Source organism: Desulfobulbus sp. (assembly GCF_031547805.1).
GTDB lineage: Bacteria > Desulfobacterota > Desulfobulbia > Desulfobulbales > Desulfobulbaceae > Desulfobulbus.
In genome coordinates, this window is the sequence record NZ_JAVBRQ010000035.1 from 98,163 (window position 1) to 114,135 (window position 15,973).

The 15,973-nt window shown below is 63.7% G+C and carries 12 protein-coding genes; 7 read left to right on the forward strand and 5 right to left on the reverse strand.

The window, feature by feature from the left end:
- Positions 1-59 precede the first annotated feature (59 nt).
- The 5 genes from ftsZ (at position 60) to RMR13_RS12700 (ending at position 8,136) form a co-directional block, all read left to right on the forward strand.
- Positions 60-1,283, forward strand: a complete 1,224-nt coding sequence (gene ftsZ, locus RMR13_RS12680) for a cell division protein FtsZ (RefSeq protein WP_310600994.1) — start codon at positions 60-62, stop codon at positions 1,281-1,283.
- Between the two features lie 153 nt (positions 1,284-1,436).
- The gene (locus tag RMR13_RS12685) at positions 1,437-3,188 is read left to right on the forward strand and encodes a radical SAM protein (RefSeq protein WP_310600995.1); all 1,752 of its coding nucleotides are present in this window, start codon (positions 1,437-1,439) and stop codon (positions 3,186-3,188) included.
- A complete protein-coding gene (locus tag RMR13_RS12690; protein WP_310600996.1) occupies positions 3,175-4,866 on the forward strand; it encodes an ATP-binding protein in 1,692 nt (563 codons plus the stop codon). The genes RMR13_RS12685 and RMR13_RS12690 overlap by 14 nt, the downstream gene beginning before the upstream one ends.
- A 249-nt stretch (positions 4,867-5,115) precedes the next feature.
- Positions 5,116-6,840 carry an ATP-binding protein gene (locus RMR13_RS12695; RefSeq protein ID WP_310600997.1) on the forward strand — a complete coding sequence of 575 codons (1,725 nt, stop codon included), beginning with the start codon at positions 5,116-5,118 and terminating at the stop codon, positions 6,838-6,840.
- Between the two features lie 102 nt (positions 6,841-6,942).
- On the forward strand, positions 6,943-8,136 hold the full coding sequence (locus RMR13_RS12700) for a multidrug effflux MFS transporter (RefSeq protein WP_310600998.1): 1,194 nt from the start codon (positions 6,943-6,945) through the stop codon (positions 8,134-8,136).
- A gap of 24 nt (positions 8,137-8,160) precedes the next feature.
- Here RMR13_RS12700 and RMR13_RS12705 read toward each other — a convergent pair whose 3' ends face one another.
- Complete coding sequence (locus RMR13_RS12705) at positions 8,161-9,489, reverse strand: putative sensor domain DACNV-containing protein (RefSeq protein ID WP_310600999.1); 1,329 nt, start codon at positions 9,487-9,489, stop codon at positions 8,161-8,163.
- 249 nt (positions 9,490-9,738) lie between these two features.
- Here RMR13_RS12705 and nadA point away from each other — a divergent pair, with 249 nt between their 5' ends.
- Complete coding sequence (gene nadA / locus RMR13_RS12710; RefSeq protein WP_310601000.1) at positions 9,739-10,797, forward strand: quinolinate synthase NadA; 1,059 nt, start codon at positions 9,739-9,741, stop codon at positions 10,795-10,797.
- Positions 10,798-10,856: 59 nt separating this feature from the next.
- Here the strand turns inward: nadA and RMR13_RS12715 are convergent, their stop codons facing one another.
- Positions 10,857-11,939 (reverse strand): HAD family hydrolase, encoded by a 1,083-nt coding sequence (locus RMR13_RS12715; protein WP_310601001.1) that lies wholly within the window; start codon positions 11,937-11,939, stop codon positions 10,857-10,859.
- 229 nt (positions 11,940-12,168) lie between these two features.
- On the opposite strand from RMR13_RS12715, the gene RMR13_RS12720 reads away from it, so the two are divergent.
- Complete coding sequence (locus RMR13_RS12720; protein ID WP_310601002.1) at positions 12,169-12,882, forward strand: M15 family metallopeptidase; 714 nt, start codon at positions 12,169-12,171, stop codon at positions 12,880-12,882.
- A 32-nt stretch (positions 12,883-12,914) separates the two neighbouring features.
- On the opposite strand, the gene RMR13_RS12725 is transcribed toward RMR13_RS12720, so the two are convergent.
- The 3 genes from RMR13_RS12725 to RMR13_RS12735 form a co-directional block, all read right to left on the reverse strand.
- Positions 12,915-14,666, reverse strand: a complete 1,752-nt coding sequence (locus tag RMR13_RS12725; RefSeq protein WP_409070295.1) for a YgiQ family radical SAM protein — start codon at positions 14,664-14,666, stop codon at positions 12,915-12,917.
- A gap of 20 nt (positions 14,667-14,686) precedes the next feature.
- On the reverse strand, positions 14,687-14,971 hold the full coding sequence (locus RMR13_RS12730; protein ID WP_310601004.1) for a DUF5334 family protein: 285 nt from the start codon (positions 14,969-14,971) through the stop codon (positions 14,687-14,689).
- A 79-nt stretch (positions 14,972-15,050) separates the two neighbouring features.
- Entirely contained in the window at positions 15,051-15,563 is a 513-nt protein-coding gene (locus tag RMR13_RS12735; RefSeq protein WP_310601005.1) for a GNAT family N-acetyltransferase, read from the reverse strand.
- Positions 15,564-15,973: the final 410 nt, after the last annotated feature.

Consider the following 15,973-nt stretch of genomic DNA (forward strand, 5'->3'; position numbering starts at 1 on the left):
ACCGGGACCGGTGGTATATTTCAGGGAATTTTATCGGAAATTTTTCTTGGGAGAGACTCATGGCTTTCAGGATGGCCGAAGAGGAAACTGTAGCTGTAATCAAGGTGATCGGAGTCGGCGGCGGTGGTGGCAACGCCATCAATACCATGGTCGAGAGCCGGTTGGCGGGCGTGCAGTTCATTGCGGCTAACACGGATATGCAGGCCCTTGAAAAATCCCGTGCCGATATCCGGCTGCAGTTGGGGCCGGGAATCACCAAGGGAATGGGGGCCGGGGCCGAACCGGAAATGGGCCGGGAGGCTGCCCAGGAAAGCTACGAAGACCTGCAGGCCGTGCTCAAGGGGGCGGACATGGTCTTCATCACCGCCGGCCTGGGCGGTGGCACCGGCACTGGCGCGGCACCGGTTATCGCCAAATTAAGCAAGGAATCCGGTGCGTTGACGGTTTCGGTTGTCACCAAGCCGTTTTATTTCGAGGCGAAAAAGCGGATGCGCAACGCCGAGTCCGGCTGGGAGCGGCTGAAGGAATTCTCGGATACCATCATCACCGTGCCCAACGACCGGCTCCTGAGCCTGATGAACAAGAATTCCACCCTGGTCGACATGATGCAGATGGTGGACAATGTCCTGCTGCAGGCGGTCAAGGGCATCACCGACCTGATCAATCTGCCGGGGCACATCAACGTCGACTTCGCCGACCTCAAGACGGTCATGAAGGAGGTCGGGCCGGCGATCATGGGCACCGGCTCGGCGGTGGGCGACAACCGCGCCACCGAGGCGGCCAAGCGCGCCATCGACAACCAGCTGCTCGAGGACGTGGGCATCGACGGGGCCCGCGGCATCCTGATCAACATCTCGGCGGCCAAGGAAACCCTGACCATGAACGAGTTCATGGAGGCGTCGGCCCTGATCCAGGAGAAGGCGCACGACGACGCCAACATTATCATCGGCGCCCTGTTCGACGAGTCGTTGGGCGAGGAATTGCGGGTCACGGTGATCGCCACCGGCATCTCCAGCATCGAGGAGCCCGAGGTGTCGCAGATCGAGGTGAAGCGGCCCCGGCAGGGAGGGCAGCAGCAGGCCCCGGCAGCCGGCAGCAGCAGGAGTCGCTTGCCCCGGATCTTCGACGAGGAGGCCGTTCTCTCCGAGACTACACCGGTCAGCATCGCCAAGCCCAATCTTCTGCCCAAAGGGCTGCCGCGCATGCCCAAACCGATCTTCGATGAGCACGACATCAACAACGACTACGACGAGCCTGCCTATCTCCGCAAGAAGGCCAACTGAAAACGGGAGCGGGCCGGGGGATCGACGCCGGCGCCATCTTGGTTTGCAACGGGGGAATGTCCGCGGGATATTCCCCCGTTTTGTCTTGACCGGCCGCGACTTGCCGCTTGCCCCTCGTTTATCCATGCTTTTTCGCCATCGACCCTCGGATCCATGATTGCCAGCGCCCCATCACCCCTTGCCGCCGAAACGGGCACGGTCCGCAAGAAATGGAAGGACCGGATGCCGGTGGCGCTGCTCTACCCCAACACCTATCCGGTGGCGGTCTCCAATCTCGGTTTCCAGTTGGTCTACAGCCTGCTCAACCGCGACGAAGGCGTGGTGTGCGAACGCTTTGTCTATCCCGCCGACCACCAGCCCCTGCGCTCCTTGGAGTCCTCCCGGCCGCTGCACGATTTCCCCCTGGTGTTCGGCTCGATCAGTTTCGAGCACGACTATCCCCGACTGGCCGCCATGCTGGCCGCGGGCGGCTTGCCGGCCTATGCCGCCGACCGCGGCCAGACCGTGGGGCCGGGCAATCCCCTGGTGGTGCTGGGCGGGGTCGGGGTCTTCCTCAATCCCGAGCCCCTGGCCCTGTTCGCCGATTTGATGGTGATCGGCGAGGCCGAACCCATCCTGAAGCCCCTGATGCAGGCCCTGGCCGGATATGGCGACACGCCCCGCGACCGGCTGCTGCTTGCGATCGCCTCCAGCCTACCGGGCTGCTATGCGCCGGGCAGCTATCGCTTCACCTGGTCGGCCGATGGCGCGGTCACGGCGATCGAGGCGCCGGCGGAACTGCCGCCACGGGTGAGCAAGGTCATTGCTTCGGAGCCGGAACGGGCCGCCCACTCGACCCTGTTGTCGCCCGAGGCGGAGCTGGGCATGTACATGGTGGAGTTGGGGCGGGGCTGCAGCCGGGGCTGCCGGTTTTGCGCCGCCGGCTTCATTTACCGGCCGCCCCGGCTCTGGTCGGCCGAGGCCATCCTCAACGGCTTGGAGGAGCGGCCCCCGGCGGTCGACCGCATCGGGCTTCTGGGCATGGAGATGGCCGGTGGCGAGACCGTCGACCGGATCGCCGGCTATCTCAAGGAGCACAACTGCTCCCTTTCCTTTTCGTCGCTCCGGGCCGACCGCATCTCCGACCAAACCCTGGAGCTGCTTGCCGCCTCGAACCTGAAAAGCGTGGCCATCGCCGCGGACGGGGCCTCGGAGCGGCTGCGGTTGCTGATCAACAAGGGACTGGGCGAAGACGACCTCCTGGCCGCAGCCGAACGCCTGGTGCGGGCTGGCATCCTCCATCTCAAGCTCTACGTGATGATCGGCCTGCCCTCCGAGACCCCCGCCGACCTGGAGGAGCTGGTCCGTCTGGTCGAACGGTTGCAGGCCGGCATCCTGCCGATCGGCCGGAATCGGGGCCGGGTGTCGGTGTTGACCCTGTCGATCAACTGCTTTGTCCCCAAACCGTGGACCCCGTTCCAGTACTGTGCTTTCGGCGGCCTGACCGCGGCCGAGGCCGCCACGGCCACCGAGGCTACGGCCCTGCTGGCGCTGAAGGAAAAAATCAGGTATCTTCGCCGGATGCTGAGCGCCAAAGCCAATCTCCGCCTCAAATTCGACCATCCCGAGCAGGCCCTGCACCAGGCGGTGTACGCCAGGGCCGATCGCAGGATCGGTCCGGTCTTGCTGGCCATCGGCACCGGCCAGGGGTTCAAGCAGGCCTGCAAGCACAACCGACTCGATCCCTGGCAGTTCGCGATCCGGCCACGGGGCCGGGAAGAACGGATGTGCTGGGAGGTGATCGACCAGGGCATCCGGCCCGGCTATCTCTGGGAGGAGTATCAACGGGCCTTGCACGGACGCGCGACCGGCCCGTGCGAACCGGCGATCTGCAGCCGCTGCGGAGTCTGCCATGCACGTCCGTAGGCGCTCGCAAAAGCCCAGAAAGGGCAAGCTGTTGCGCTTGCGGCAGCTCCTCAAGTGGCCTCGGCTGCCGCAATGGTTGAAATTGCCGCAACGGACGAACGTTCCGAAACTCCCCGACGTCTCCCGACTTTGGCAGGGGTGGCAATGGCCGGATCCGTCGCGTTGGTGGCGGCTGCTGCGGGTATTTTGGCTGAAAAACCTGCGCAAGCGGCTGCGGATTCCGGTGGTGTGCAAAATCTGGCGCACCATCCGGCGCCGCGACAAGAGCGACACGCTCCTGCCGTTCGAACTGGTCAAGTACTTCGCCTTCACCTCGCTGGTGCTGATCCTGATCGCCTCCTTCCTCCTGTCCTGGATGATCGCCGCCAACGCCAAGAGCGTGCTGCTTCAGCGGAGCGAAGCCTATTCCCGCCTGTTTGCCGACTATGTCAACCGGCAGGTGTTTTTGCAGTTCGTCCTGCCCACCGTGGTGCGTTCCGGCAAAATATCGCTGTCCGAGAAAGACCAGTTCGAACGCCTGGATCAGATCATCACCAACATCACCCGCGGCATGCGGATCGAATCGGTCACCATTTACGAACCGGAGCAGAACAGGATCGCCTATTCCACCGTCACCGCGTTGATGGGCAAGCGCGACATGGGCGGCCTGGAATACCAGAAGGCGGCCAGGGGCGAGAGCAATTCGATGCTGATCACCGGCGGCAGCCTGCTCAACCTGCTGCCGGGCAATGCCGAGGTGTTCTGCACCCTGAAGACCTACGTGCCCTTTCGCCAGGAAAACAAGCTGGGCGAGCGCACCGGCGAGATCATGGGGGTGATCGAGGTCGTTCAGGACCTGTCCGAGGACTTCGAGGCCATCATCATGCTCCAGTCCCGGGTTATCGTGCTGTCGCTGGTGATCATGTCCGTGCTGTTCACCATCCTCAGCCTGATCGTGGTCCGGGCCAACCGGATCATGGCCGAGCGCGCCGAGGAACGGCTGCGGCTGGAAGAGCAGTTGGGCGAGGCCCAACGCCTTGCCACCCTGGGCAAGATGGTGGCGGCGGTTTCCCACGAGATCAAGAATCCGCTGGGCATCGTCCGCTCGACCGCGGAAATCCTCGGCAACCGGATCGGCAAGGTGGCGCCGGGAAACGAAAAATTGGCGGACATCATCGTCCAGGAGACCTCGCGGCTGGACGGCATTGTCCGCCAGTTCCTCGATTTCGCCCGCCCCAGGGATCTGTACCGTTCCTCCGGCTCGCTCAATTCGGTGGTCGAACGGCTGGTGTCGTTCATGGAATCCGAGTTCCAGCACAAGGGCGTGCGGGTGCACACCGCCCTGGCCGATGACCTGCCCGATATTCTGTTCGATGCCGAACAAATGTATCAGGTGGCCCTCAACATGGCGTTCAACGCCATCCAGGCCATGCCCGAGGGCGGCGATCTGTATCTGGAGACCGCCTTCCTGGTGGCGGAAAACGCGGTGATGCTGGAGGTGGCCGATACCGGGCTCGGCATTCCACCGGAGAAACTCGAACAGGTCTTCGCGCCCTTCTACACCGACAAGAACCGGGGAACCGGCCTGGGCCTGCCCATTGCCAAAAACATCGTCGAAAAACACCAGGGCAGCATCACGGTCAGCAGCCGCGTCGGCGAGGGCAGCGTCTTTAGGGTCATTTTGCCGTTGGATGCCTGACCGGCGTCGCCGCGCCACATCCGGGCCTGCCGCCGCGGGCAAGATGAAGAGGTAATTCGGTAGGAATCTTTCCGGATCAGGTGCGGGAAGCGATTGTCCCGTCCCCTGTTCCTTGCTACAATAAAATGTCCACCCCGGCGTCCTTCGCAGGAAGAACGCTTCGTTTTCAGTCTTGCCTTTGCTTGGTCGCAACCACCAAAACACATGGAAATAAATGCGTTAGCAGGTCGGATTCAAAGGCCGCTGTCCATGGTCGCCCTGTATCTGACCGTTGCCATACCCTGGACCTTTTTTTCTGACCTGGCCGTCGACTTGCTTATCGACAGACCGGTACTCCACGCCGCGGCGGATATCTTCAAAGACTGGTTGTTCGTGCTGGTGACCGCCTGGCTGTTGTATCTGACGCTGAAACGGGAAATCGGCGCCAGCCGGGAAACCATGGACCATCTGCGCAAAAGCCGGCAGGAACTCCTCGACATCCTCGATGCCATGCCGGTGGGAGTCGGCCTGACCAGCGGCCGCACCGTCGAATATATCAATGTCAATTTCTCCGAACGGTTCGGCTACAGCCTCGACGAAATCCCCACCGACGACCAGTGGTTTCTGCTGGCCTATCCCGATCCCGACTACCGCAAGGAAGTGCTTTCTCTCTGGCGGAACGCGGTCAAACGCCTCGAGCAGGGCGGCGAGCCGGCCCGTCCTTACGAGGTCAAGGTGGCCTGCAAGAACGGCCAGATCCGCCATGTCATCGCCAACACCCAGTTGATCAATAACCGGATCATGATCATCTTTACCGATATCACCGAGCGGGAACACCTGCACAACGAGTTGGTCAAGGTGCAGAAATTGGAATCCATCGGGGCGTTGGCCGGGGGTATCGCCCACGATTTCAACAACATTCTGACAGGGATCATGGGCAATCTGTCCTATGCCCGGACCCTGCTCGACCCGGCGCACGCGGCCCGGCCCACCCTGGATATGGCCGAGGACGCCACCAGGCGGGCGACCGAATTGACCCGCCAGTTGTTGACCTTTGCCCAGGGCGGCGGCCCGGTCAAAAACGTGATGGCGGTCCGGCCGCTGATCGACGAGGCGGCGGCAATGATGCTGCGGAAAAAGGATGTCCGGGCCGAAATCCAGGTACAAGGGGCGGTGCGGTCGATCAAGGCCGATGCCGGCCAGATGGCCCAGGTACTCAACAACGTCATCGCCAATGCGGTCCAGGCGATGCCGAACGGCGGCGCGATCCGCATCAGTGCCGACAACGCCCGGCTCGAGGCCGACAACACCCTGGCCCTGCCCACAGGCGATTATGTGCGGATTGCGGTCGCCGACGAGGGCGACGGCATTCCCGAGTCGATCATGGGGCGTATCTTCGATCCGTTCTTCACCACCAAGGCAACGGCCAGCGGCTTGGGACTGGCGGCGGCCTACTCGATCGTCAACCGGCACGGCGGCCATATCGGCGTCGAGTCGGCGGCCGGCAAGGGCGCCGTCTGCACCATTCTGCTGCCGGCCACCGACAAGATCCTGCCGGAGGGCGCCTCCCTGCCCCCGACCGATGATCGCGCGGCCCACGACCAGCGGAAACACTCAATCCTGGTCATGGACGACGAGGTGATCATCCGCAACCTGGCCGCGACCATGCTGAAACACCTGGGGTACGAGGCTCGCGCCTGTGCCGACGGTGGCGAGGCCGTCCGCCTGTATGCGGAGGCCATGGCACAGGGGACGCCCTATTCGGCGGTGCTGATGGACCTGACCGTTCCCGGCAGCATGGGAGGGCTGGAGGCCGCGAACCAAATCCTGGCCCTGGATGCCGATGCCCGCCTGATCGTGTCCAGCGGCTATTCTCACGATCCGGTGATGGAAGAATACCAGGCCCACGGCTTTGCCGGCGTGCTGGCCAAGCCCTATGCCATGACCAACCTGCAGGAGTCGTTGGACGAGCTTTTCGCAGCCGCGCCCCACTGATTCCTCTTATTGGGCGAAAGCAGAAGCCGGGAGGGAAACCATCCCGGAGGTTCCGGTTTCCCGTTTCGCCCTGCCCATTGCACGAGAAAGGAAACAGGCCGGATGGGACTTCTCGGTATGCTCAGGAAGCATTTTCCTCCGATCATTTTGCTGTTGGCGCTGCTGTCGGCCTTTCCGCCGCTGGCCACCGACATGTATCTGCCGGCCCTGCCCCTGCTGCAGCACGAATGGCAGGCGCCGCTGGTGACGATCAACCTGACCCTGGTCGCCTTTTTCGTGACCTACTGCGCCTTTCTGTTGCTGTACGGCCCGCTTTCCGACCGCTATGGCCGCCGGCCGCCCCTGCTCGTCGGGGTGGCGGTGTTCATCGTTGCCTGCCTGCTCTGCTCGGTGGCGCAAAGCCCGGCCATGCTCATCTGGGGCCGGATTCTCCAGGGGGCGGGAGCGGCGGCCGCCTCGGCCATCGTGTTCGCGGTCAGCAAGGACCGGTTCTCCGGCCTGCAGCGGCAGCGGGTTTTTGTCCAGATCGGGGCCATTGTCGCCGCCGCGCCGATGATCGCCCCGATCCTCGGCGGTTGGACCCTCACCCTGTTTTCCTGGCGCTGGATTTTCCTGCTCCAGGCCTTGCTGGGGGGCGTGGCCCTGGTCGGGGTGTGGCGCATGGACGAATCCCTGCGGCAGCGTCTGGCTCCCAGCCTGATCCAGGTGGCGGCCAGCTACCTGCGCCTCTTTGCCAACCGCCGCTACATGCTCCTGCTGCTGACCCTTTCCTTCACCTGCGTGCCGGTTTTTGCCTTCATCGGCGGCTCGCCCGATCTCTACATCACCCGGCTGGGGTTTAGCGAGCGCCAGTTCAGCTACTTTTTCGGCTTCAACGCCCTGGCCTTCGTCCTGGCGCCCCTGACCTTTTCCCGGGTGGCTCGGTATACCTCGGTCACCCGGCTACTGCCCTGGGCCTTCACCGGCATGCTCGCGGCCTCGCTGCTGCTGCTCTGCCCCTGGATCCCCCTGCCCTGGCGGCTGACCCTGCCGATGTTCGGCCTCACCTTTGCCTTTTCCTTCTGCCGGCCGGCGAGCAACAACCTGATCCTCGAACAGGTCGATCGGGATACCGGCGCGGCCTCGTCGCTGATGGTCTTCTTCTATTTCATGGTCGGCGCCCTGTCCATGTGGCTGTTCTCGCTCGAATGGCCGGACAAGATCCGGATGCTGGGCTGGATGGGGGTGGCGGCGGTCGGCTGCACCCTGGCCCTGTGGCCGGTGGCGAAACGGCGGCTGCGGCAGGTGGTCGATTGAGACGGCGGGGTGAGAGGTGGGCGGTCAGGTATCGCCGATGAACATCTGGGTGGTCAAATCCCAGCAGGTGACGATGCCGTTGCGCCACTTGGCCAGCTGGATGTTGCCGTCCTGGGAGACGACGATGGCCATCACCTGGTGGAGGGTGTTGCACAGGTGGTAGACGGAACGATGCCGTGAGCCGTAGCCTTCGATCTTGACCAGGCTGACCATCTTGCCTTCGGCGTCGCTGGCGATGGCGACTTCGGTCAGTTTGTCGAGCGAGCCGACGATCATGGCCCCGAAGCCGATCGGCCCCCTGTTGCTGATCACCACCGCGCCGTCGACCGCGGCCAGGTTGGCCACGAACTGGGCGTGCTCGTACAAGGCTTCCTCGAGGTCATAGACCGACGATTCATGGCGGAGATCCACGTAATCCTTCCAGGTGATGACCTTGTCCGGATCCTTGATGTCGCCCAGGGCGGTGGTGGCCAGGCGGATGGTCCGGATCATCAGGTTCTGCTGGCGCTGGATGGCCTCGTCCTGCCGGAAACGGTACTTGATCAGGAGGTAGGGATTGTCGCCGGTGGCCCATTCGAGTGGATGCTCATCGGCAAAGACGATGAAGGTGCCGCCGTGGCGCGACATCCGGCTGACGCTCAGCACCCGCTTCAGGATTTGAAACTGCAGGTTCTCGATGAAGTCGTCCTGAATCCGGGCCACCGGATAGAGCACGCTGGCCCGGAACTGCTCGTGCAATTGCAGCAGGAGGTTCCGTTCCTTGGTGAACAGCTTGTTCATCCACATGGAATGGAAGGCATTGGCGGTGGAATCGATGATCCTGCCGCCGTTGAGGGTGGCGATGATCTTGAGCCCCCGGCAGAGGGTGAGCATGCCCGGCCCGGTGACATGGACCACAAAGACATCGGGCAGCTGCTTGGTCTTCTTGTTGCCGCCGCGCTCCTCCTGGAGCCAGCGGATGCCCGAGTTGACCACCCCCCAGATCTGGAAGGTCCTTTCCGGATGCGGCTCGACCGCGATCAGGGAGCGTTCGAAATCGATGGCCGGGGAAAGCCGCCGCAGCTCGTATTCGTGGAAGGGGCGGGGGCTGGAGAAGAGCAGGCGGAGAAAGCCCTTGGGCGGCCCCTGGTCGGGTGGAAAGAGGGTGGAGGGCGCCAGGATCAGGCGCAGGGTCACCGGCCGGTCCTCCTCGCGCATCATGCTGACCTGATAGCAGGTGGAGATCAGCCGCTCCAGTGCTTCCTTGCCCGGCAGCACGCCGGTGCCCGGTTCGCCGCCGCCTTCGGCCGCCGCGGACATGGCTTCCCAACGCTGAGTGATGAGCGCGACGAGTTCTGAGGGGTAGACATGCATGGCTAATCACGGGGAAACGGGTTGCCTGGATGTCGATAGTATAACGTACGATGCGCCGACAGGGAACCACGGAATTCGACTTTGTGCATCCGCCGGCAACGCTTTCCGGACCGAGGAGGAAAGTGGTCGGAGGCTGCGGTGAAAATGGTTGTCGGGCGCGGTATTTTGCGGTAGTAGGGAGCCTCGCGTTGCGCCCGGCGGCGGGAATGCCCCGGTTTTTTGATCGAACTTACGACCCTGGAACTTGCCATGAAGAACGGAGCACGAGAAACCCTGGCGGATGTCATCCTTCCCCGGATCGCGGTCCCGCCGCATCCTTTCAAGCCCGAGCTGCCCGCCGCGGACAAGGAGGCGCTGAAGGAGCGGATCGCGGCCATGCTGCGCCAACAGAATGCGGTCCTGGTGGCCCATTACTATACCGACGGGGATCTGCAGGATCTGGCCGAGGCCACCGGCGGCTGCGTGGCCGACTCCTTGGAAATGGCCCGGTTCGCCGCCGCCCATCCGGCCCAAACCCTGGTGGTGGCCGGAGTCCGGTTCATGGGCGAGACCTCCAAGATCCTCAGCAACGAAAAGCGGGTGCTGATGCCCGCGCCCGAGGCCACTTGCTCCCTTGACGAGGGGTGCCCGATCGATCTGTTCACCGACTTCTGCGACCGTCATCCCGACCACACCGTCGTGGTCTATGCCAATACCAGCGCCGAGGTCAAGGCCCGCTCCCATTGGGTGGTGACTTCGGGCATCGCCCTGTCGGTGGTCAAGCACCTGGCCGAGAAGGGGGAAAAAATCCTCTGGGGGCCGGACCGGCACCTCGGCCGGTACGTCCAGCGTCTGACCGGGGTGGAGATGATTCTTTGGCCGGGTTCCTGCGTGGTGCACGAGGATTTCAAGGCCGAGGGGCTGACGCGCCTGCGCGCGCTCCATCCCCAGGCCGCGGTGCTGGTGCATCCGGAATCGCCGGAAGAGGTGGTGGCGCAGGCGGATGTGGTCGGCTCCACCACCGCCCTGATCCAGGCGGTGCGGGATTTGCCCAACCGGGAATTCATCGTGGCCACCGACGCCGGCATCTTCAACAAGATGCGGCAACTGGCGCCGGACAAGATCCTGCTGGGCGCGCCGACCGCCGGCGAGGGCGCCACTTGCGAGAGTTGCGCCCGCTGCCCCTGGATGGAGATGAATAGCTTGCAGAAATTGGCGCGGGTGCTGGAAACCGGCGAGGGCGAGATCCAGGTGGCGCCGGAACTGGCGGCCCGGGCCCGCATCCCGATCCAGCGGATGCTCGATTTCGCCGCGGCCTTGAAGAAATAAGGCAAGTCCAAGGGTCGTGTTGTCCGGGAAATCCGGCGCCGGGGCACGGTCTTTTCGGTCTAGATCGACTCCCGCGCTGGCCGGAAGCGGCCGGTGGCCAGGTCCAGCCCTTGCACCAGGACGTGCCGCTCCTCGTACAGGGTGGCGATTAGACCGCGTTGCCGCCGGTTGAGCAGCAGGCGGAGATCGACCTCGGGCAGGGTTAGCATCTCGTAGTCGGTGTCGGCGTCCCCGGCCACGAGCATCGGGCGGGAGCCGATCCAGCGGCGGATGACTTCGGTTTTGCCCTCGCGGTAGGTGACCGGATAATCGAGGGGATCGCTGATGGTGAGCACTTCGCCCGCATCCAGGCCGACCCGGATGCCGAATACCCGCTCCGCCTCCACCGGAAAGCCCAGCCAGCTCGCCGCCCCCTCCACCAGCCATTCGGCGCTCGCCGAAATAACGTACCGTTCGATGCCCAGCCCAGCCAATCGCCGCATCAGTGCCAGCATTTCCGGATAGGGGTGCAGCCCGCGGGGATAGCTCGCCTCGATGCGGCCGATCGGGGCCGGCGCCTCTGCGCTCAGGGTGGCCTCGTCGAGCGGCTCCAGGCCTGCCGCCTGCACCACGTCCATGGCCAGGAATCGCAATTCAACGGTGGTGAACCCGGCCAGCAGCTTGGCCATGAACGGCAGCACGTAGAGCGGTCCCAGCCGTTCGTCCTTGCGGGCCTGGATGGTGAACCAGAGCAGCAGGGCGGCAAAAATCCGGGCCTCGGGCAGGCTCAGGGCCTTTGCCGTGCGGCCGGCGAGCAGCAGCGGAAAAAGCGTCCGGTAGGCTTGAACCAGGGTGGCGACGATGGCGGCCAACGGCCGGCCGGCCAGTTGGCCCTCGGGCCGGGGCAGGATCGCGGCCAGTTGCTCCGGGGCAAGGCGATAGTGGAGATGTTGCAGTTGATAGCAGAATACGGCCTGGCCCACATCGCGGAAAATGCAGGTGTTGTCGAAATCAAACACCGCCGCCGGCCTGGCAACGGAAGAATGGGCGGCAAGCTGCATCAGCCGCGCGTTGATCCGCGCCAGGTTTTCCGGAAACCAGTCGCCGGCATCGTCGACGTTGACGGCGGACTGGGCCGCCGATGAGGAGGAGGAAGTGGGCATCGCTTCGGTTACGGAGAGTATCGACGAGCGGGCGGGCCGCATCGGGCAGCCGGCCGATTGTGTCGGCTTATATACGATAAATGAGCGAATTTTCAAAGCGGTGTTTGTGCTCTCTTCTTTTTTGTGCCTGCCTGGCAGCAACCTCGATCCGGCGGTCTCGATTCCGGCCTGGCCGCCCGCGCCCGCAATCGAGCCATGCCCGGACAACCGGTCCGCCAGGAAGCGTGACATGGAAATCAAAAAAACTCTTTTTCTCCGCAGGCTCTGCTTCGCGCTCGCCTGCCTGTTCGGGACGACTGCGTGGGGGGGCGGACAGGAACCGGGCCTGCCGACCGGATTCGTCTATCTGGACCGGGTGATACCCGACATCAAGATCGAGCTTCGCTATGCCACCGCCCACAATTTCGTGGGAAGGCCCATCGACGGCTACCTGCGTCCCCGCTGCATCCTCACCGAAAAGGCGGCCCTGGCGCTCAAGGCGGTCCAGGACGAGTTGCGTCCCTTCGGTCTTAGCCTGAAGGTGTTCGACGGCTACCGGCCTCAGCGGGCGGTGGAGCATTTCGTCCGTTGGGCCGAAGATCCGCGCGATACGCGCATGCAAGGGGAATTCTATCCGGAGCTGGGCAAGGAAAACCTGTTCAAGGAGGGGTACATCGCCGCAAAGTCGAGCCACAGCCGCGGCAGCACGGTGGACGTGACCCTCACCGCCAGTGCCGCCGGTCCCTCCGACCCCGGTTTGGACATGGGGTCAGGGTTTGACCTGTTTGCTCCCAAGTCCTGGCCGGACAGCCCCTCGGTGCCCGCCGCGGCCCGGGCGCACCGCCTGCTGTTGCGACAGCTCATGCAAAAGCACGGTTTTGCGCCGTATGCCAGGGAGTGGTGGCACTTCACCCTCGACAACGAGCCCTTTCCGACAACCTTTTTCGATTTTCCGGTGCACTAGGGCGGCTGTGGCGTGGCGGCGGAAATGCCCGGTCAGGAGGATCGTTTTCGGCGGGGGGGCGCAGCCGGACCCGGCGGCCGGCGGCTTGGCCGCTGCTGCGCTTGGCCGGTGATGGCCGCCTTCTGCCGCTCCCGGCCGGCCTCACTCTTTTCGACGAAACAGGCCTCGCCGGTGAACGGATCGATCCCGGTCCAGTACATGAGGGTGGACCAGGTGCAGGGCGTGGGGGTGAACAGCTGCACTTGGCGAGGCAGCAGATGCAGCCGGCGCAGGCAAAAGGCCCGCAGCTCCTCCATGTCCGCCTGGGTGCAGCCGGGGTGGGCGGCGATCAGATAGTAGGTGAGGTATTGCTCAAGCCCCTCTTCCCTGGTCAGGCGGTTGAACAGGCTCCGGAAGCGCAGCAGCGCCTCGGTGCCCGGCTTGCCCATGGCCGCCAGCACGGCATCGCTGCTATGTTCCGGCGCGATTTTCAGCTGCCCCGAGACGTGGTGGCGGACGATCTCGCGCAGATAGGCGAGGCCGTGGGTCCGGTCGGCGAGGATCAGGTCGTGGCGCAGGCCCGAGGCCACGGCGATCTTTTTGATCTTGGCGATGGCGCGCAGCCGGCGGAGCAGTTCGATCAGCGGCCCGTGGTTCGGCTTGAGGCTCGGGCAGACCTCGGGGAACAGACAGCGCCGGTCGCGGCAGGCGCCCTTGGCCAGTTTCTTGGCGCACTCGAAACCGTACATGTTGGCGGTCGGGCCGCCGACATCGGCGATCACTCCCTTGAATGCCGGATGGGCGGCAAGGCGGGTCGCTTCCCGCACCAGGGAATCGATGCTCCGGCTCTGGACGGTGCGGCCCTGGTGCACGGCAATCGCGCAGAAATTGCACTCGCCGTAGCAGCCCCGGTGGGTGGTCAAGGCAAAGCGGATGGTGTCGAGCGCCCGGACCGGCCCGTCCTGGCGATGGCAGGGGTGGAGATCGCGGGCGAATTCCAGTTCGTGGATCGCGTCGAGTTCCGCCGTGGTCAGCACCGGCTGCGGCGGGTTGTGGACGAGGTAGCGGCTGTCCTGCTGCTGGGCCAGGGGCCGGGCGGTGAGCGGATCGTTGTGGTCGTAGAAGGCGCGGAACATGGCGGCAAAGGCCTGGTGGTCGGTGGCGGTCTCCTGGTGCGAGGGTAAAAGCAGGGCCTCGGCCGGCGGCTCTTGGGCAAGGTGGCACAGGCCGCGGATGGCGGTTGGCGATTGCCCGGCCGCCAGGGCCCGGGCCAGCTCGACCACGCTGCGCTCGGCCATGCCGTAGAGCAGGTAATCGGCCTTGGCGTCGACGAGAATCGAGCGCCGTACCCGCCGGTCCCAGGCGTCGTAATGGGCCAGGCGCCGCAGGCTGGCCTCGATGCCGCCCAGCACCAGGGGCGCGGTGCGCTTGCAATGCTGGCGGATCAGGTTGGCGTAGGCAATCACCGCCCGGTCCGGCCGGCGGGTGTTGTCGCCGCCGGGGGTGTAGTCGTCGGTGTGGCGCTTGCGGCCGGAAGCGGTGCGGTTGGCGACCATGGAATCGATGGAGCCGCCGGTGATCCCCCAAAAAAGGCGGGGCTGGCCGAGCCGGCAGATATCCTCGGCCGAACGGCAGTCGGGCTGGGCGACGATCCCCACCTTGAAGCCGTGTTGGAGCAAAAGCTTGCCGATCACCGCCACCCCGATGAAGGGCGAGTCGATGTAGGCATCGCCGGTGACCAGGATGACGTCGAGCGTTTCCCAGCCCAACTCGGCCATCTCTTCACGGGTGCAGGGCAGGAACAGGGGAGGGGGCGGCTGCGGTTTCACTCGCTTTCCATCTCGAAGGTTCGGTATTCCCCCGAGTGCCGGTCGTACACCTCGATCTCCACGGATGCGCCGTCATCGTGGACGGATTCGACGCTTCCCCGGCGATATTCGCGTCGGCCGAAATCGTAATACTCGATTTCCCGCCTCGAGTGCACGGTTTGGCCTTCCTCGATTTCAATGTAGGTGCCGGTCTTGCGGTCGTAGCCTTCCCACGCCGCGGCGGGAGATGCGAAGGCGAGCATGGTGCAGATTGCTGTGGTCGAGCCAGGAAATAATTTCATTTCATTGCGCATTCAAATTTTGATGAAAATCCGGAGGGAAGATCGATGCCTGTTGGCTCGGTTCCTGAGCGATGAGCATTCAAGGACCTTGCCCGCTTGCATGCTCGGGCGGGATTTCCATCTTCATATGCAGAATGGGAAAGGGATTGCCTTGGCTGTCATGCTCCGAGCGTTTGCATACCTGGAATCCCATGTGCTGATAAAATGCCGTTCCTTGAACGTTTTCCTCGTTGACGTCGACATACTGCGCGCCAAGGCCTGTGACTGCATGATGAATGAAGAGGCGGCCAAGCCCCAGGCCCCTGTGCTCCGGCCCGATGAACAGCATTTCGATCTTCTTGCCGTCGATACCCATGAAACCGAGCGGCATATTATCCGCATCCACCGCATAGGCAAGCAAGGGTATTGCCTCCAACGCGGTTGCAACGACAGGTTTGATGGATTGAATGTTGTCGGATGAGAGAAAATGATGCGTGGCCGTAACCGAGGCCTCCCAAATATCAAGAAGGGCCTTGGTGAGTGAAGGCGGCCTTTCAGTTGCTGTTACTATGCGCATGCGCTGTTCGGAGAAGCTCTCTTTCTCTTTGTTCATCGTCCCCCAAAGTTTTGCCCGGCCCGGTGGAGTTCGGGCCGGGCAAGCCCTCGGCACCTCCTGGGGCCGGGAAAGCAGGGCAGGTGCGGCCAGGGTCCATGGCTCGCGACCGCGGAGCCCTTCGGCGAATATAATCTTGTTTGCCCTGCAAGGGGATAGAATTTTTCTATAACCGCAAAGCCGAGTTACGTCCTTGGGTAAACGTGCAGCGGACATTCTTGGTCCTTCAATTGAGGACCGGACGATATCCCTTTTTTAGTATCTGATGACCATCGAACCTCAGCCAAGCTCGTTTGCCGGCAATCGGCGGTGTTCTTGACGCTCCGGGAGGCCGGTCGAGCAAACGAGATCTTTCGCTGCGTTCGAGATGATCGTGTGTCAACGTTCTCCTTGTTTCGACGTCCTTTGTT